Origin of the sequence: Streptomyces sp. R-74717, assembly GCF_047305335.1 — a bacterium.
GTDB classification, from domain to species: domain Bacteria; phylum Actinomycetota; class Actinomycetes; order Streptomycetales; family Streptomycetaceae; genus Streptomyces; species Streptomyces atratus.
On the sequence record NZ_CP102361.1, the window covers coordinates 8,991,511 to 9,009,645 of the forward strand.

An 18,135-nucleotide genomic window follows, 5' to 3' on the forward strand; every position below is an offset into this window, starting at 1 on the left:
CCCTGCTCAGACGTAGACCAACTCTCCTTGCCCTCCTGCTCCTTGTGATCGGTGCTCTCATCGCCTGGCCCGCGCCCCACGCCCAGGCCGCCCCGAACACCTCCATCACGATCGACGGCACGAAACCCGGCCGCACCTTCGACGGGGTCGGGGCGATCAGCGGAGGCGGCGGCAACACCCGGCTGCTCATCGACTATCCGGAGCCGCAGCGCAGCCAGCTGCTCGACTACCTGTTCAAGCCCGGATACGGGGCCTCCCTGCAACTCCTGAAACTGGAGATCGGCGGCGACACCAACTCCACCGACGGTGCCGAGCCCAGCCACGAGCACACCCGTGGGCAGGTGGACTGCGGGGAGGGCTACGAGTGGTGGCTCGCCGAGCAGGCCATGGCCCGCAACCCCGACATCAAGCTGGCCGGCCTCGCCTGGGGCGCCCCGGGATGGATCGGTGGCGGGAACTTCTGGTCCCAGGACACGATCGACTACTACATGTCCTGGTTCGGCTGCGCGAAGAAGCACCACCTGGACATCGACTACATCGGCGGCTGGAACGAGCGCGGATACAACGCCGACTGGTTCAAGAAGCTCAAGTCCGCGCTCACAGCGCAGGGTTACGACACGAAGGTCGTCGCCGCAGAAAGTGGCTGGGACGTGGCCGACGCGCTCAAGAGCGACCCCGAGTTCAACGACGCGGTCGATGTCGTCGGCGTGCACTACCCGTGCGGCTACCAGAGCGACTTCACCTCGTGCCCCAGCACCGACACCGCGCAGAGCCTCGGCAAGCCGCTGTGGGCGAGCGAGAACGGATCCCTGGAAACCGACACCGGCGCCCCCGCGGTGGCCCGCGCCATCAACCGCGACTACATCGACGGCAAGATGACCGCATACTTCAACTGGCCGGTCATCGCCGCGCTCTACCCGAACCTGTTCTTCTCGACCGACGGCATGTCGGTCGCGGCGCAGCCCTGGTCGGGCCACTACAGCATCGGCACAACGACCTGGATCACCGCGCACACCTCGCAGTTCACCAAGCCGGGCTGGCACTACATCGACTCCGCGAGCGGCTATCTCGGCGGCGACCGGGCGAACGGCAGCTACGTCTCGCTGAAGTCGACGAACGACCGTGACTACTCGACGGTCATCGAGACCGTGGACGCCAAGGAAGACCAGACCGTGAACTTCGCCGTCGGCGGCGGCCTGTCCACCGGCACCGTGCACGTCTGGTCCACCGACGTGGCGTCGGACAGCACCGCGGACGACTTCGTGCGCGGCGAGGACATCACACCGGCGCAGGACGGCACGTACCGCATGCCCCTGAAGCCGGGCCACGTCTACTCGCTCACCACCACCACGGGCCAGGGCAAGGGCACCGCGAAGGCCCCGGCGGGCGCCGCGATGAAGCTGCCGTACAGCGACACCTTCGACAAGCCCGGCGCGACCACCAACGCCACGTACTTCTCCGACATGAACGGCGCCTTCAAGAAGGTGGCCTGCGGCGGCGGCCGCTCCGGCAGCTGCCTGCGCCAGATGGCGCCGACCGCCCCGATCCGCTGGACCGACGAGCCGTACTACGCCCCGTACTCGTTCATGGGCGACGCCTCGTGGTCCAACTACACGGTCTCCGCCGACGTCATGCTGGAGAAGTCCGGCAGCGTCGAGCTCCTCGGCCGGCTCGGCATGCAGGGCCGTAACAACAACGGCCTGGACTCCTACCACCTGAGGCTCGGCGACGACGGTTCCTGGTCGATCGACAAGAGCGACCGGACATGGAAGTACGCGACCCTGGTCAAGGGCAAGACCGACGCCGTGGGCCTGAACACCTGGCACAAGCCGGCGTTCAAGATGCAGGGCACGACGCTGACGGCGTACCTCGACGGCAGGAAGCTCGGCAGCGTGGAGGACTCCACCTTCACCCGCGGCCAGGCGGGCCTCGGGGTGACCGGCTACCAGACGGACCAGTTCGACAACTTCAAGCTCACCCCGGGAACGGCCCCGAAGCCCAGCACCGGTGCGGTAACCTCCGGCCTGAGCGGCAAGTGCCTCGACGACGCCCAGGGCGCCACGGCGGACGAAAACCGCATCCAGATCTGGGACTGCAACGGCTCCGACGCGCAGAAGTGGTCGTCGTACGGCAGCACGCTGCGGCTCGGCGGCCGGGACGGCAAGTGCGTCGAGGCCGACGCCAAGAGCACGCGCAACGGCACCCCGGTCCAGCTCGGGACGTGCGACGGCCGGGAGAACCAGCGCTGGGTGTCGCGCTCCGACGGAACCCTCTGGAACGCGGGCTCCGGGCGCTGCCTCGACGTCCCGGGCGGCAACGCGGGCAACGGCGCGGTGCAGTTGGCCCTGTGGGACTGCAACGCCAGGGAGAACCAACGGTGGACGCTGCCCTGAGGCCCGGCCGGCAGGTGAACGGCGATCCCCAAGAGCCGCACTCCCTCATGAAAGGCATGCCTTGAAGCCTCCACTTCGCCGAACCTTACGTCTCACGACACCGGCACTGGTCCTATGCACCGCCCTCGGCACGCTCGTCGCACCGACGGACTTCCTCGGCTCGGGTGCATGGCGGGCCGAGATCGTCACCGACGGGCCGGACGGCGGCTTGGTGCGCACGCGCAAGACGATCCGGGCCGGAGCCACGCTGAGCGTGTCGGCCGTCGCGAACGGCGGGCACGCGGTGAAGCTGACCCGGGTCGCACCGTAGAGCGGTGCCGGCGACGGCTCCGGCCGTCCCTCCCCGGTGGCCCGGTCACCACGACCGGGCCACCGAACACAGACCCCCACTCAGAACGCGCACGCACCTCCAGGAACGATCCCATCGAGAACGCTTGGAGCCCGCCATGAGATGTCGCCCGAGACCCCTCGCGTGTCTGCTCTCCCTGTTCGTCTCCTTACTGGCCCTGACCCTGGCTGTCCCCGTCGCCCCGGCGACCGCCGAACCCGCCGCCGTGAATGCCAGGCCCACAGTGGTTCCCGCCCTGCAGAAGTGGCAGGGCGGCACAGGCTCCTTCGAGCTGCGTCGGCACAGCCGCATCGTGCTCGCCGGCCGGCCCGGTGACGGCCTGCGTGACCAAGTGGCCGCGCTCCCTGGTGAGTTGGATCAGGTGGCCGGACGCAAGCTCGCCCTCTCGACCTGGTCCCCGCAGGACGGCGACATCGTCCTCGCCGTCGACCCCACGCTGACCGGAGCCGGGGGAGGCGCCCGGTTCAAGGAGGAGGGGTACACCTTCACGATCACCGACCGCAACGTGCGGATCACCGCACCGACCGCGAAGGGCGTCTACTACGGCACCCGCACACTGCTGCAGATCCTGCTGCAGGACGACGGCCGTGACTCCGTACCGGTGGGCACCGCGGTCGACTGGCCGAACTACAAGGTGCGGGGCCTCAGTCTGGACGTCGGGCGGCGCTTCTTCACCGCTGACTTCATCCGCGACTACGTACATCTCATGGGCTGGTTCAAGCTCAACGAGCTCCAACTGCACCTGAACGACAACGGGTTCAAGGGCGACGGGTCCTGGAGCGACGTCCAGGCCGGCTTCCGGCTCAAGTCCGACAACCCCGAACTGGCCGGCCTTGCCTCGAAGGACGGGGCCTACGACCGGCGCGACTGGGACTCCTTCGAGGACACCGCCGCCGTCAACGGCGTCACGATCATCCCCGAGATCGACGCTCCCGCCCACTCGTTGGCGTTCACCCGGTTCCGGCCGTCACTGGGTCTGAACAACGGCGACTCTGACCATCTGGACCTGTCGAAGCCCGAGACCACCACGTTCATGAAGTCGGTCTTCGACGAGTTCGTCCCCTGGTTCCGCAGCCCGGACGTGCACTTCGGCGCCGACGAGTACACGGTCGACAAGCCCCGCTACAAGACCTACTTCAACGAGATGGCGGCCCACATCCGCGCGCTCGGGAAGCATCCACGGGCCTGGGGCAGCCTGTCCGTGATGGCGTCCGACACCGACGGCTACGACCGCGACGTCACCCTCAACAGCTGGAACAACCAGTGGTACGGGCCGCAGGCCGCGAAGCGGGACGGCTATTCCTTCATCAACACCAATGACGCGCTGCTCTACATCGTCCCGTTCGCGGACTACTACCACGGGCGAGGACTTGACGGTAAGTACCTCTACGACGAGTGGGAACCCAACGTCTTCCCGGGCGGCCAGAGCGTCGAACCCCAGGACCCCCAACTCCTCGGCGCCATGTCCGCCGTCTGGAACGACCTGACCGAAGCCTCCTACGGTGAACTGGACGTCCACGGGCTGGTCGAGCCCACGTTCGGCGTGCTGGCCCAGAAGATGTGGAGCGGCGCCTCGTCGGGTGTGCCGTACGACTCCTTCCTCGGGACCGTGCGCAGGCTCGGCGTCGGCACCGGACTGACCAAGGTCGCCACGACTCTGGCCACCCCGGCCAACAGCGAACTGAGCCTGGGCCGACCGGCGACCGCCTCCGCGGGCAAGGCCGGCGCGGCGTTCGACGGCGTAGGGACCACCAAGTGGGAGAGCGGCCCGGGAGACGACGCCTGGCTCCGCGTGGATCTCGGCCGGCCGGAGACCGTCAGCAAGGTCGAGCTGGACTGGGCACCCGCGTACGGGCGCGACTACGCGATCCAGGTGTCCGGGAACGGCACGACCTGGACCACGGTCGCCGCGCGCACGGACCGGACATCCGCGGGTCCCGACACGCTCACCTTCGATCCGGTCACGGCCCGGCACATACGCGTCGTCGGCACCGAGGCGGCCCGCAAGCAGGACGGATACGCGCTGTGGAGCATGCGCGTGTTCGACGCCCCCGACCTCGCGCTGCATCGGCCGACCTCGGCCTCGTCGTCCGAAGTGCCCAGTCTGGGACCGGAGAACGCCACCGACGGGGACGGGAAGACCCGATGGGCCAGTGCCTACCGGGACGACGAGTGGATCCAGGTGGACCTCGGCCGCGCGCAGACCGTCCGGCGCGTCCTGCTCGACTGGGAGACGGCATCCGCGGCGGACTACGACATCCAGGTCTCCGACGACGCGGAGCACTGGACGACGGCCGCCACCGCCAGGGGCAAGCCGTCGGGCGCGCGCGTCGACGAGCTCACCTTCGCGCCGGTGACAGCCCGATACATGCGTATGCAAGGGGTCAAGCGCACGTCGTCCTTCGGCTATTCGCTCTGGCGCTTCGAGGCCCGGGCCACGAGCCCGTGATCACCACCGATACCGAACAGAACAACATGGAGGATGCATGGACAGGCGGAGTTTCCTGATCGCCGGCGGCGTGAGTTCGCTGGCGACGATCGCCCTGCCGGCGCTGGCCGAGCCGGCGTTCGCAGCGCAGGAACCCAAGGCACCGCGGATCAAGGCGGGATTCCTGGCGATAGGCCTCGACCAGACGGGCCGGGTGACCAGCCTGGTGGACCTGCGCAACGGAACGGACTACGCGGCCGAGGGCAGAACGGTGCCCCTGGTGTCGGTCGTCCTGGAGGACGGAAAGCAGGAAGCCCCGACTCAGGTGCAGGTGTCGCGGCGGGATCCGCGGGTGCTGGTGTTCAGCAGCGACAAGGTGACCGTCGAGGTGAAGGTCGTCGCGCATGCCACGTACGCGACGCTGGAAGTCGTCGGCCTGGACACTGCGTCGGGGGTGGAGGTGCAGACGCTGCTGTGGGGGCCGCTCGCGGTGCGCGCCAACCAGACGGTCGGTGAAGGTGTCGGCGTGGTCGGCGACAGCCGCTTCGTGTTCGGCATCCACCCGCTCAACGACAAGACCATCGGCGCCTGGCCCAGGGAGTTCGCCTCGTTCGGGTTCGGCGCGGACGTCGAGTCCAGGCCGTACGGGCAGAGCGGGACGCAGAACGACTGGAGCGCCGCGGCGAAGACGTCGTGGGGCAGCATCCTGCGCGCCTACACCTACGACTACACCAAGGCCCGGATCCGGGACGGCCAGATCCCGACCGGCCCGCTCGCGGGAGCGGAAGGGAAGATCGTCGGGTCGAAGCTCGCGGTGTACGGCAGCGCGCCCGATCTCGTGCTCACCGTGCTCAGCCAGGTCGCGCAGCGGGAGGACCTGCCGTACCCGACGATCAACGGGCAGTGGCAGAAGGTGGCCGAGGCGACCCGGCAACCGTTCCTGGTGCTGCACGACCTGAGTGCCACGAACCTGGCCGCCGCCGTCGAGTTCGCCCAGCAGGCGGGGATCAAGAATGTCTACTCGGTGGAGGGCGCCGCAGGCCCCTGGAAGTCCACCGGCCACTACCAGTTCAACAGCAACTTCGGTGGTTCCGACGCCGTCGCGACCCAGATGGCGACGATCGCCGCCGCGAGCGGAGTGCGGCTCGGCGTGCACACCCTGTCCAACTTCATCGCCTCCAACGACCCCTATGTCGTACCGGCACCGGCCGACAAGCGGCTCACGACCGGCAAGACCGTGAAGCTGACCCGCCCCCTCGCCGCGGCCGACACGACTCTGTACGCCGCTGGTGACTCGGGCGGCGGCGGGTATGTCCTGGGCCGCCGGCTGCGGCTCGGCGACGAGTTCGTCACGTTCTCCGGTGCGACCCAAGTCGGAGCCGTTGAGTGGCAGTTCACCGGCGTCAAGCGCGCACAATGGGGAACCGTCGCGGCGTCCTACCCGCAGGGAGCCGACGCCACCCGGATCGCCGAGAACCAGTACGGCGGCGCACGAGGCGACCTGCCCATCGTCGATGAGATAGCCACCCGCCTTGCCACGGTGTGCAACACCACCGGCATCAGGAACATCTCGTTCGACGGACTGGAGGAGGTGTCCTGGAACGGCTGGGGCGGGCAGGGTTATGCGCACATGATCAACGGTTTCCACCGTCAGCTCGCGTCACAGGACGGCTTCATCGCCGAAGCCTCCAACCCGTCGTCCAACTCCTGGAACGCCCAGTCGCGCGTCAGCTGGGGCGGCATCGGCTGGTCCGACTCCAACTACGACCAGGTGGCCAGGAACGTTACCTTCTATCGCGCCAACTACCTTCCACTCATGGGAGGTTCACTCCCGATCGGAGGCGACACGAAGACGCTCGACGTCGAGACGAACCTCGCGCGCGGCGCGTCCCTCGGCGTCAACTTCGGCTGGTTCGAGACGAGCATGGGCAGCCTGTCCAAGGGCCCCAACAGCAAGGCGATCTCCGCCGCCGTCAAGATCTGGAACGCGGCGATCGCGGCCGGTGCGTTCACCCCCGCTCAGCAGCAGCTCATGGCGGACCAGGACAAGAACTGGCACCTCGGTGAGGAGACCGCGGGCAAGCGCTGGACGCTGCAGGAGATGGACGCGGACGGCAATCCGGTCGGCACGGCGCAGACGGTTCAGGCGCCGAAGCCCGGCTTCATCACACCCGAGCCGACCGAGGGGCGCGTGGGGGAGCTGTACGCGTTCAAGGTCACCTCCAGCACACCGCAGACCGTCCGGTACGAGATCACGTCCGGCAGCCTCCCGGCCGGGCTGAGCCTCAACAAGGACACCGGCGGGATCACCGGAGTCCCCACCAAGTCCGGCGCCAGGGCCTTCACCGTCACGGCCCGCAACGGCGACGGCGTTCCCGACGCGGCAGTGCGGTACCGGCTGAACATCACTACAGGTCAGGCAGGTTGACGACCGTACAGGGGTAGTCAGAAGGCCGCTCTCTCCAGGACGGACACGATGTCCACGGTGGAGAGAGCGGCCTTTGCATGTCACAGGGCCGTGCTCACGGCCTGGTCGTCACCTTGTACGTGATCGCGCCGTCGGCCACGCTCCCGCCGTTGCGGGCGGTGACGGTGAACTTGCTGGTGCCCATGGTGGTGGGCACGCCCGTGATGCCGCCGGTGTCCTTGTTGAGGTCGAGTCCAACCGGAAGTCTGCCGGACGTGATCTCGTAGCGGACGGTCCGCGGCGTGCTCGACGTCACCTTGAACGCGTACAGCACACCGGCCTTGGCATCCGGCGGCTCCGGCGTGGTGAAGCCCGGCGTCGGGGCCTTGACCTGCTGCGGCTCACCGATCGGCTGACCGGACGCGTCCACCTGCTGCAGCGACCATTCCTGCTGCGGCGTCACCTCGCTCAGGTGCCAATGCTGGTCCGCGGCGCCGAGCTGCTTCTTCTGATCCAGGGTGAACGCGCCCGCGCCGCGCGCGGACTCCCACGTGCCGACGGCTTGGAGGAGCGCGGCGGTGTTCGCTCCGGAGTCGAGACTCTGCACGCTGGTCTCGAAGTTGACGCCGGCGTCCAGGGACGCCGCGCGCGCCATGGTGACCTCGATGGTCTGCAGGCTGTCGTTGCCGGAGAAGCCCTGCTGGCCCATCATCCCGGGCAGGTAGTTGGCCCGGTAGAACGTGTTGCTCCGGAGGAGCTGGGCGTAGTCCGTCACGCCGATCTCGCCCCAACTGGCCCGGGACTGGGCGTCCCAGGTGTTGGACGCGAGGTTGCTGCACTCGGTGATGAACTCCTTGGAGTCCAGCTGCCGGTAGACACCGTTGACCAGGCGCGCGAAGCCGTAGCCGCCCCATCCGTTGTAGCCCGCCGACTCGAGGCCGTCGTAGGACGTGGCCCGGACGCCGGTGTCGTTGTAGGCCGTGGCCAGCCGGGCCGCGATCTCGTCGATGATCGGCAGCCCGCCGATCGCGCCGCCGTAGCCGTTCTGGATGAGCCGGGCGGCACGGGTCCCGGCCGGACAGGGCTGCGCGGACGAACCCCACTGGGCCCGCGCCAGGCCGCTGACCTGCCATTCGCCGTCGCTGACCTTCGTGACGGTGCCATAGGTGAGGAACTCGTCACCGATACGCAGCCGTTGACCGTCGACGCCGGGCCCGAGCGGGCCGTCGTCGTCCACGTACAGCGTGGTGTCCGAGCTGCCGAGCGGGCGGGTCAGCTCGACGCTTGCGCCGAGCGCGAGCCGCGGGTCGGCCGGGGCCTTCACATACGGGTCGTGGGCGTCGATGAAGTCGGACAGGGTGTGCACGCCGACCTCGGTGTTCTCCTTCGCCGCCGTGGCCACCAACTGGGCCGCCGCCGCGTCGGATCCGCCGAACGCGCTGTTGAACCGGTAGTGCCCGTGCGACGCCCAGGGGCCGTCGCCGGAGATGGCGTAGATGTTCCTGACCCCGGCCTGTCGGGCGTACCGGCTGGCGGCAGTGACATTGGTCGTATTGAGGTCGTGGATCCAGAAGTGGGACTGCGACGTGCGCTGGGCCGCCTTCTGCCACTGTCCGTCGAGGGTCGGGTACGCCTGCCCGTGTTCCTTGGCGATATGACTCAGCACGGTGAGGGCGAGATCCGGGGCGCTGCCGAACAGCGCGATCTTCGACCCGACGATCCGGCCGTCCGGCGCGGGCAGCGGACCGAGCGGGATCGCGTACCCGTTGGTGCGCTGCCGGACCCGGACGCGGCTGTAGTCATAGGTGGCGGCGCGCAGCACGCTGCCCCACGTCGTCTTGGCCGCGATATTGCTCGCCAGCCACTCGTCCTTCGCGCCGGTCTGCAGACCGTACGGATTCCAGACGAGATCCGGGCCGAACCCGTAGGCCAAGTGCTCGTTCGGCCACCCGCCCACGGTCTTGTCGTTGAGCGGACGAACTCCCAGCAGGAACTCGCCGTCCGTGACCACGCCGGCGGTCTCACCGATCGTCCGGGCCAGCTTCGTCGGCAGCGGGCCCCACAGCAGCGTCTGCACATCCACGCCTTGAGCGGCCGTCAGACCGACCACCTCGAGTGTGGTGTGCGTCGGGAATCCGACGACCTTCACCTCGATCGTCACCTTCTCGCCGCTGAACACCAGCACGCGCCGGTCGCGCGGCGAGACCTTCATCTCGGCAGGCACCTCATGCCTGCCGTCGGCCACCACACTGACCAGCGGCACCGAGGTGCCCGCTGCCAGATGGTCGGTGCCGCTGCGCAGATCCACCAGGCTGGTCACGCGGCCGAAGGCGCTGACACCCAGCGACAGGAAGCCCGCGGTGATGCGCTGCGATCGGGATGTCGCATCGCCGGCTGCCGGCACGGCTTGAGCCGGGGCGGCGGTGAGTCCCGTCGTCCCCATCACCGTGATCGAGCCCAGGCCACTGACGGCCAGGAAACGCCGCCTGTCCATAGTTCCTCCTTGGTGTAGCGAATCTCGACGGAGCGTGCACGTGCTGATCGGTTGCGCGAGCGCGGTGTCACCTAAATAGTTCGGACTCTTCTGCGGGGGTGGGAGGCAGGTGACTACGGGCACCGACGCTTCCGCGGCATCGGCAGGAAGAGAAATTCCTTGCCCCTTGTGGGTAGACGCCCAGCACAAGTGCGATCTAGCGTGCAGCTGACCGCGGAGCCAGTCAAGGCTTAGTTAGGATCTATACCGTCCCGGTGTGGAAAATAGATCATTTTCATCTCTTGACAGTGTCGCGAACACGCTTCGATACTCAGAGCGTTTTAGACGGGGGAGCGGTTGAGGAGAGCAGCTGCCCTGAGCGCAGTAGGGCTCGAAAGAGTCTGAACCATGTGACGCATTCGGTGGGTAAGGGAAGAGGCACATGACACGCAATCGGACACTCCTGAGGGTCGCCGCTCTCGCGGGTGCAGTGGTCCTGACCGGATGCACGGCGGGCGGAACCGGTGGGAGTGCGTCATCGGGCGACAAGGTGACCCTGACCTTCCTCACTTTCGAAACGCCCAACCTCGATGCGAAGTACTGGGATGCGGCGATCGCCCGTGCCTCGGTGAAGGTTCCCGGAGTAACCATCAAGAAGCTTGTCTCGCCCAGCGCCGACCGCACCGGATACGCGAAGCAGCTGGACAGTACGGGCCAGTTCCCGGACGTCGTGATCGGCTTGAACCCTGCCGGATTCGCCGAGTCGGGCAAGCTGGCGCCATGGTCGGACAAGGAGCTCGCGAAGTACGCCGAGCCGCACGCCAACACGTACGACGGCAAGGTCTACCAACTGCCCTATGCCGCCCAGACGACGCTCGTCTACTACAACAAGAGCGACTTCGCGAAGGCCGGCATCAAGGCCCCGCCCCGCACCTACGGTGAACTGCTTGATAACAGCGCCAAGTTGAAGGCCCAGGGAATCAACCCGATGGTGGTCGGCGGTGGTGGCAAGGACTCGTGGGCCGACATGTTCCCGCTGATCTGCACCGTGGCGACCGACGTCTACAAAAAGACGCCGGACTGGCTGTCCCAACGCGACGCCGGCAAGGTCAAGTTCACCGACCGGGCGTTCGTGACCGCCGCGGGGAAGGTCGCCGACCTCGCGAAGAAGGGCTACATGGACCGGGCCGGACTTTCCCGCTCCTACGCGGACACCGAGCAGGCTTTCCGTGACGGCAAGGGCGCCATGTACCCGATGGGCAGCTGGTTCTCCGCCTCCGCCGACGCGAAAGAGCCGGGCTTCGACACGGGTGTCTTCGCGTGGCCCACCGATCAGGGAGCGCCGGCGCTGCCCGGCGTCACTGGAGGCGGGATGACGGTGAGTTCGAAGGCACCGGACGTGGCACTGGCCAAGAAGTGGGCCAAGGCGTTCATGGAGGACGAGAAGAACCTCGATGCCGCCGTCAAGGCCGACGGGCTCATCATCGACATCAAGGGCTACACACCACCGGCCAACATGGGGCCCGTGTACGAAGAGACGGTGGCTGCATATCGGCGGGCTCAGAAGTCCGATGGAGTCGTCAACTCGTTCTCCCAGGAGACCGGCGACGGGTCCCTGCCGCCGGGCCTGGCCGACAAGGCCGCGATCGGCATGCAGAAACTGCTCAGTGGCCGTATGACAGCCACTCAATTCGGTGCCTACATGGATACCCAGTGGGACAAGGCCACCCGCTGATGCGTATCCGCACCCTCACCCGACCGGAACGTTCCCCGGCCACGGACGGAGAACCGGACGTACCGCAGGAGCGGCGGTCTCGCGCTGTCGCGAAGCGGTCGTCGCAACGCCCCCGACGCGCACGCTCACGACACGGCGCGAGCCGCTTCGCCGTCTTCGCGGCGCCGGGTCTGCTGGTCTATCTGGCTCTGGTGCTCGTACCCATCGGCATCACGACCGGTTACAGCCTCACGAACAAGAACCCCTTCAATCCACCGACTCGTTGGGTGGGCCTGGACAACCTGACCAGCCTCGCCTCCGACGACGAATTCCTCAAAGCGCTGGGCAACACTGTCCTCGTCACCGTCATCGTCACCCTCGTGACCAACGCCGGCGGGCTGGCCATCGCCATGCTCCTCGATCGACGCGGCTGGCTGTACAACGTCCTGCGCAGCGTGTTCTTCGTCCCGGTCGTCCTCAGTGCCGTGGTGGTCAGCGTCATCTGGCAGGCGATCCTCGTCGACGACGGACTGCTCAACTCCATGCTGCGTGAGGTGGGGGTGAGCGACCCGCCGGGGTGGCTCTCCGACCCGAGCCTCGCCCTGTACACGGTCTCGTGGGTCATCGCCTGGCAGGGACTCGGCTTCTGCGTCGTGATCTACCTGGCCGGACTCCAGGGAATCCCCCAGGAGTTGCACGAAGCGGCGGCGATCGACGGCTGCGGACCGGTGATGCGGTTCCGCCATGTCACCTGGCCGATGCTGGCGCCCGCCGTCACGATCAATACGGTGATGTCACTGATCGGCGGCTTCAAGGCCTACGACCAGGTCCAGGTCCTCACCAACGGAGGCCCGGGACCCGGCACCACATCCACCCTCGCTTTCCAGGTGGTCCAGACCGCCTTCAACGGCAACCACGTCGGCTACGCCTCCGCCATGGCTGTCGCGATGCTGGTCCTGGTCGCGGCTGTGTCGGTGATCGCGCTCGGCCTCCTGCAGAAACGCGAGGTGTCTTCCTGATCATGAACCCATCCAGGGCTTGGCTCCGTCCGGCTGTCGCGCTCCTCGCCGGCCTCTTGTTCTTCCTGCCGATCTACCTCGTGCTGGCCAATGTGTTCAAGGACGGTTCGGCGATCGTGTCGAACCCGGTGGGTCTGCCGGTCCCACCGACCATGGACAACATCCACAGCGTGCTGTCCCGGCCCGACCACCTCTTCTGGTACGGGTTGGTCAACAGCACGGAGGTCACCGTGATCTCCATCCTCATCACCACCGCGATCTCCGCCATGCTCGGCCATTATCTGGCGCGGGCGACCGGCGCCCTGGCCAAGGTCGCCATGGTCGCGCTGCTGTGCGGCCTCATGGTGCCGCCGGCGGTCATCCTCACCCCGATCACCGACGTACTCAGGGGACTTGGCCTGATGAGTACGGTGCCCGGCCTGATCCTGGCGTACGTCGGCTACTACATGCCGTTCGGCGCCTTCGTCTTCGCCGGCTTCGTCAAGACGATCCCGCGTGAGGTCGAGGAGGCGGCGGCCATCGACGGCGCCGGTGCGTTCCGCGCATTCTGGCAGGTGGTCTTCCCGCTGATGCGACCGGCGTCGGCCAGTGTGCTGATCTTCCTCGGTGTGTGGATCTGGAACGACTTCCTCAACCCGCTGATCATCCTGGGCCCGGCCTCCGGTACCACGGTGACCGTCGGAATCTACCGGGCCATCGGCGAACATCAGGCAGACTTCGGCTCGGTCTTCGCCCTCATGCTCCTGGCGACGCTGCCCATCCTCGTGTTCTACCTGGCCTTCCAGAAGCAGTTCGTCAAGGGCCTCACCGGTGGAGCGACGAAGGGCTGACCGGCCGGCCGACACCGGGGCGGGGGCTGCAAGGCAGCCCCCGCCCCGTGTCATATCCCCAACTATCCGACCCGCACCGCCGTCGAGGAGAGCCTGACCCGGATCGGCCTCGACCCGGGTGGACATCGTCTACCTGCACGACCCGGACCAGCACGAGCGGCAGGCCCTCGACTGCGCCTACCCCGAGCCGGAACGGATGCGCGCGGAGGCACGGTCGGCGCGATCGGCGTCGGCATGAACGAGACCGAGCTGCCGACACGGTTCATCCGCGACACCGACATCGACGTGGTCCTGCCGGCCGGCCGCTACTCCCTCCTCGACCAGAGCGGGCTGACCTCACTCCTGCCGCAGGCCGCACGGCGTGGGGTGTCCGTGCTGGTGGGCGGGGTGTTCGACTCGGGCCTCCTGGTTGACCCCAGGCCCGGCGCAGCCTTCGACTACGCCCCCGCGCCCCTGCGCATGCCGGAACGTGCCCTGGCGCTCCGGACCTTGTGCGAGAGCTTCGAGGTCCCGCTGCGGGCGGCGGCCCTGGAGCCGGTCCTCGGCGGCACGGCCTCGCGGGTCTACCACCTCTGAGCTGGTCCTGAGGTTCTGGCGCGGGCCCACGCCGGTCATTCGTGGGATCGGTGCGCCCGGGGCGCGGGGCAGGCCCGACAGGCTGAGCCGCCACCCGGCCGGGTGGCTCCGGTCCGTCTCCCTTTCCGGACCGGAGCCACCGGTCTCACCTCTGGCCGTGTGCGAAGTACGCGGCCAAGTCCGCCTGCAGAGGAACCACTTCGACGGCTCTTCCTCCGTCCCGCAGCGACATGGTGGCCGCGTAGCCCGCGGCCACCGCCTCCCGGGCCGCCACCGGAGAGGTGACGGTGGCCCCGCCCTCCCGTACGAACCGCAGGAACTCCGCGGCCAGGAGCGGATCGGCACCACCGTGGGTGCCGGTCGGCGTGGGCACGGGGACCACCAGATCGGCCTCGGCGCGGTAGTCGGAGCGGCGGTTCCACACCCGCACCTGCGTGCCTTCGGAGTCGCCGAAGTTCTCCAGGCGCCCCTCGGTGCCGATCACCGTGTAGTTGCGCCAGTAGTCCGGTGTGTAGTGGCACTGCTGATAGCTGGCGAACACGCCGTTGCCCAGCTGCATCTGCATCATGCTCAGGTCCTCCACGTCCACCACCGGGTGCAGACCGGTGAGGCTGAGCGGCGGCCAGTTGTCCGCCGACAGCCAGTCGGTCATCCGCTCCCCGCTGCGGTCGCGGCGCGAAGAGATGTCTCCGTAGACGGTCAGTCCGCCCATGGCGTTCACGCGCCGGGTGTAGCCACCGGCCAGCCAGTGGATGACATCGATGTCGTGGGCTCCCTTCTGCAGCAGCAGACCGGTGGTGTTGCGCCGGTCCGCGTGCCAGTCCTTGAAGTAGAAATCGCCGCCATGGCCGACGAAGTGGCGGCACCAGACGGCCTTCACCTCGCCGATGGCCCCGCTGTCGATCAGCTCGCGCATGGCCACCACGACCGGCATGTGCCGCATGTTGTGGCCTACGTACAGAGGGGTGCGGTAGGCGCGGGCCGCCGCGAGCAGTCGGTCGCAGCTCTCAACGGTGATGGCCATCGGCTTGTCCAGGAACACCGGCACACCGGCCGCGAGGAAGTCCAGGCCGACCTGCTCGTGCGTGTGGTCGGGAGTCAGTACGAACACGCCGTCGAGTCCCGCGTCGAGCAGTTCGTGGTGGTCCGCGGCAGACCTCACCCGCTCGCCGAAGCGCTTCTCGGCGAGCGCGAGCATCCGCAGATCGCGGTCGCAGGCGGCGGCCACCACGGAGCCCGAGCCCGGCCGATGAACCAGGTCGACCAGATCGCTGCGATTGCCCAGGCCGATGACGCCGAGCCTGATGTCGTCCAACGCGCTGTCCTTTCAAGGGATTTGGAGGAGCTACGGTTGCCGCAATGGGGGGGTGAGGCAGGAAGAAGGCCGTAGTCGGAACGGTGGATCAGCCATGGCCGCGGTGTGCCGGCGAGAGGGGCTGAACACCGATGGAGGCGGAGGGAGGCATCCCATTTACGCGACGGCAAGGAGAGTATAAATCAGATATATTTCGGATTCGCGGGCAGGGTTGCATCAACCCTGCGGGCAGCCGTTCCAGGTTGCGGGAGCGGGAGACTGGTCGAGTCTGTGGTCGCCGAATCCTGGCGTCAAGTGTTTGGGTGTGATTCACTGGGGCCGAGTTGCTTGATGTATAGGAAATATGTAACCGGCGACGAAGGCCCGGCCTGGCGCGCTGATGCATCAAGAGGGAAGTGAGGGAGAGCTGTTGACCCACTCAGAGAAGAGCGCCGCGCCTGCGCCCGTGCCGACGGGCACGGGGAGCGGGTACCGACCCGGGTACGAGGTCGCAGCCGAGCGCGTCCTCGAGTACGTCGTGCGGGAGGGGCTGCAGCCCGGTGACCGGCTGCCCACGGAGAAGGATCTGGCCGAAGAGGTACAGATGAGCCGGACCGTGGTGCGGGAGGCGGTGAAGATCCTCTCCGCCTTGGGGCGGCTGTCCGTGCAGAAGGGCCGCGGCATCTATGTGGCCGAGCCGGAGCAGTCCTCCTGGCAGCAGTCACTCGCCAACTTCCTGCCCGCGGACCTGCGACAGGTGGACGAACTCTTCGAGTTCCGCCGCCATTTGGAGACCACCACGGCCAACCTGGCTTCGCAGCGCGCCACTCCCGCGCAGGTCAAGGTGGTACGCGAAGCCGCGCAGCAGTCCACGCAGGCGGCCCAGCAGGGTGACATCGACGCCTTCACGCTCGCCGACGAGGCCTTCCACACCAGCATCGCGGCCGCTGCCGCCAACATGTTCTTCGCCTCGACCGTCGACGCCATGCGGCGCCTGCAGCGGCAGGTCACGACGATAGGGCTGGCCGGTATCGCAGGCGGATCCCTGCACGTGGCCGCCGAACAGCACGAGGCCATCGCCGAGGCCATCGCCGCCGGGGAGACCGACCGTGCCGAAGCGCTGATGGCCGAACACATCGACATGACCGCCCAGCAGTTCCAGCAGGAGATCTGGCGCCGTGTCGTACCCGGCGACGAGTCCCCCTGAACCGCAGGTCTCCAGTCGTACACGGCCTCCCGGGGTACCGCCTCTGACGCAAGACGGCCTGGCGACAACAGGGGGCGGGCGCAACTGCGCCCGCCCCCTGTTGTCGCCTACGGCGATCGCTCGCGCATGCGTCACCAGCCCGGCGCGTCGAACCCGATGCCGGGAACCGACGGAGCGCGGACCAGACCGTCGGCGCCGACGGCGGGCTCGCGTACCACGGGGTTGGTGTACACCAGGGACTCGTAATACGTGGTGTTGGGTATCGCCATGCACAGATGGGCGTTGACCACTCCGCTGCCGTGCACCTCGGCCCGTAGCTGGTAGCTGTCGGCGAGGTGCGCGATGCGCAGCGCCCCGGTGATCCCGCCCTTGTACTGCGCGCTCGTCCTGACCCGGCCTGCCGTGCCTGCGGCGATGAAGTCGCCGACGTTCAGGTGTGCACCGTCGGAGGTCTCCGCGACCAGGAGTGGGACCTCGACCCGCTCGGCCAGCCAGCGGTAGGCGGTCACGCTGAATTCGCGCATCGGCTCCTCGTACCAGAGGTAGCCGGCCTCGGACAGCGCACGGCCGACGTAGACCGAGTCGGCGAGGTCGAACCCGGCCGAGCCGTCGTACATCAGCGGCACGTCGTCACCGACGTGCGACCGCAGCTTCTGGCACAGCTCCGCGTCCGCCTTCGGGTCGCCCCAGCCGTGCAGCTTGATGGCGGCGTAGCCCAACTCCAGGCACTGGTCGGCCACTTCGAGGTACTCCTCGGTGGTGTCGAAGGTGACCGTGCTCGCGTAGGCGGGAACGGCCTCGCGGTACGGGCCCAGCAACCGGTGGACCGGTTGCCCGGCCGCCTTGCCCGCCAGGTCCCACAGCGCCACGTCGACCAGGCCGAGCGCGTAGATCGGAAGCTCCTCGATGCGGTCCAGCTCCCACAGCCGTTGCCACAGCAGCTCACGCATCAACGGGTCGCGGCCGGTCAGGTCCGCGCGGATACGACGGTCCACCAGGTCGGAGACGATCAGCCCGCGCCTGGTGTGCGCCTCGCCCACGAGGCCCTCGTCGGTGTGGACGCGCAGGACTCCGCCCACCACCGCGGGCTCCGAGCCCGGAAGCCCGGCCCGCCACCGGAAGGACGGCTGAGCGGGCAGGTCGACCAGTTCCACAGTCACATCGGTGATTCGCATGGATGTCCTTCACGGCTGGAGGTTCGGGATTCAGGAGGGGTTTCGTCGCGCGCTCTCGCCTCAGCCCCGCTGTATGTTTCGGATACATATCCTGATCGGTGGTCAGTGAATCACATCCAAACTCTTGACGCCAGGATCGTGTAACCCCAGACTTTTCCCCACCCCGGTGGGGTTGCCCGGTCGTGGCCGTCGTCGCGGGAATGCCCCTTGATGAGTGCCGCCTGGCATGTATCAGATCTATGCCTTGTGTGCCATGTGCCTGTGACCGAG

The 18,135-nt window shown here is 67.8% G+C and carries 11 protein-coding genes and 1 pseudogene; 9 read left to right on the plus strand and 3 right to left on the minus strand.

What is annotated here, in order from left to right; translation table 11 throughout:
- The first annotated feature begins 44 nt into the window (after positions 1–44).
- From NRF20_RS40710 to NRF20_RS40725, 4 genes are all read left to right on the plus strand, one after another.
- Positions 45–2,393 (plus strand): ricin-type beta-trefoil lectin domain protein, encoded by a 2,349-nt coding sequence (locus NRF20_RS40710; protein WP_398629487.1) that lies wholly within the window; start codon positions 45–47, stop codon positions 2,391–2,393.
- 61 nt (positions 2,394–2,454) lie between these two features.
- Positions 2,455–2,703, plus strand: a complete 249-nt coding sequence (locus NRF20_RS40715; protein ID WP_398629486.1) for a hypothetical protein — start codon at positions 2,455–2,457, stop codon at positions 2,701–2,703.
- A 136-nt stretch (positions 2,704–2,839) separates the two neighbouring features.
- Positions 2,840–5,191: a discoidin domain-containing protein gene (locus NRF20_RS40720; RefSeq protein WP_398629485.1), complete on the plus strand. Its 2,352-nt coding sequence runs from the start codon at positions 2,840–2,842 to the stop codon at positions 5,189–5,191.
- Positions 5,192–5,228: 37 nt separating this feature from the next.
- Positions 5,229–7,598 (plus strand): Ig domain-containing protein, encoded by a 2,370-nt coding sequence (locus NRF20_RS40725; protein WP_413754188.1) that lies wholly within the window; start codon positions 5,229–5,231, stop codon positions 7,596–7,598.
- 94 nt (positions 7,599–7,692) lie between these two features.
- Here NRF20_RS40725 and NRF20_RS40730 read toward each other — a convergent pair whose 3' ends face one another.
- Complete coding sequence (locus NRF20_RS40730) at positions 7,693–10,071, minus strand: Ig domain-containing protein (RefSeq protein WP_413754189.1); 2,379 nt, start codon at positions 10,069–10,071, stop codon at positions 7,693–7,695.
- Positions 10,072–10,492: 421 nt separating this feature from the next.
- Here NRF20_RS40730 and NRF20_RS40735 point away from each other — a divergent pair, with 421 nt between their 5' ends.
- The 4 genes and pseudogenes from NRF20_RS40735 to NRF20_RS40750 form a co-directional block, all read left to right on the plus strand.
- The gene (locus tag NRF20_RS40735; RefSeq protein WP_413754190.1) at positions 10,493–11,785 is read left to right on the plus strand and encodes an ABC transporter substrate-binding protein; all 1,293 of its coding nucleotides are present in this window, start codon (positions 10,493–10,495) and stop codon (positions 11,783–11,785) included.
- On the plus strand, positions 11,785–12,783 hold the full coding sequence (locus tag NRF20_RS40740; protein WP_398629481.1) for a carbohydrate ABC transporter permease: 999 nt from the start codon (positions 11,785–11,787) through the stop codon (positions 12,781–12,783). Before NRF20_RS40735 ends, NRF20_RS40740 begins: the two co-directional genes overlap by 1 nt.
- Positions 12,784–12,785: 2 nt before the next feature.
- Positions 12,786–13,613, plus strand: a complete 828-nt coding sequence (locus NRF20_RS40745) for a carbohydrate ABC transporter permease (RefSeq protein WP_413754191.1) — start codon at positions 12,786–12,788, stop codon at positions 13,611–13,613.
- Positions 13,614–13,685: 72 nt separating this feature from the next.
- Positions 13,686–14,168, plus strand: a pseudogene (locus NRF20_RS40750) (aldo/keto reductase); the annotation flags it as partial.
- A gap of 166 nt (positions 14,169–14,334) precedes the next feature.
- Here the strand turns inward: NRF20_RS40750 and NRF20_RS40755 are convergent.
- The gene (locus tag NRF20_RS40755) at positions 14,335–15,504 is read right to left on the minus strand and encodes a Gfo/Idh/MocA family protein (protein ID WP_413754192.1); all 1,170 of its coding nucleotides are present in this window, start codon (positions 15,502–15,504) and stop codon (positions 14,335–14,337) included.
- Positions 15,505–15,913: 409 nt separating this feature from the next.
- Here NRF20_RS40755 and NRF20_RS40760 point away from each other — a divergent pair, with 409 nt between their 5' ends.
- Positions 15,914–16,690, plus strand: coding sequence for a FadR/GntR family transcriptional regulator (locus tag NRF20_RS40760; protein WP_398629478.1), 777 nt, complete (start codon positions 15,914–15,916; stop codon positions 16,688–16,690).
- 131 nt (positions 16,691–16,821) lie between these two features.
- Here the strand turns inward: NRF20_RS40760 and NRF20_RS40765 are convergent, their stop codons facing one another.
- Complete coding sequence (locus tag NRF20_RS40765; RefSeq protein WP_326769392.1) at positions 16,822–17,865, minus strand: enolase C-terminal domain-like protein; 1,044 nt, start codon at positions 17,863–17,865, stop codon at positions 16,822–16,824.
- Positions 17,866–18,135: the final 270 nt, after the last annotated feature.

What these genes read in the sequence shown, in the direction of transcription:
- NRF20_RS40720 (WP_398629485.1), top strand. Translation starts at nt 2,840, where the DNA reads ATGAGATGTCGCCCGAGACCCCTCGCGTGTCTGCTCTCCCTGTTCGTC.
- NRF20_RS40725 (WP_413754188.1), top strand. Translation starts at nt 5,229, where the DNA reads ATGGACAGGCGGAGTTTCCTGATCGCCGGCGGCGTGAGTTCGCTGGCG.
- NRF20_RS40730 (WP_413754189.1), bottom strand. Translation starts at nt 10,071, where the DNA reads ATGGACAGGCGGCGTTTCCTGGCCGTCAGTGGCCTGGGCTCGATCACG.
- NRF20_RS40735 (WP_413754190.1), top strand. Translation starts at nt 10,493, where the DNA reads ATGACACGCAATCGGACACTCCTGAGGGTCGCCGCTCTCGCGGGTGCA.
- NRF20_RS40740 (WP_398629481.1), top strand. Translation starts at nt 11,785, where the DNA reads ATGCGTATCCGCACCCTCACCCGACCGGAACGTTCCCCGGCCACGGAC.
- NRF20_RS40745 (WP_413754191.1), top strand. Translation starts at nt 12,786, where the DNA reads ATGAACCCATCCAGGGCTTGGCTCCGTCCGGCTGTCGCGCTCCTCGCC.
- NRF20_RS40765 (WP_326769392.1), bottom strand. Translation starts at nt 17,865, where the DNA reads ATGCGAATCACCGATGTGACTGTGGAACTGGTCGACCTGCCCGCTCAG.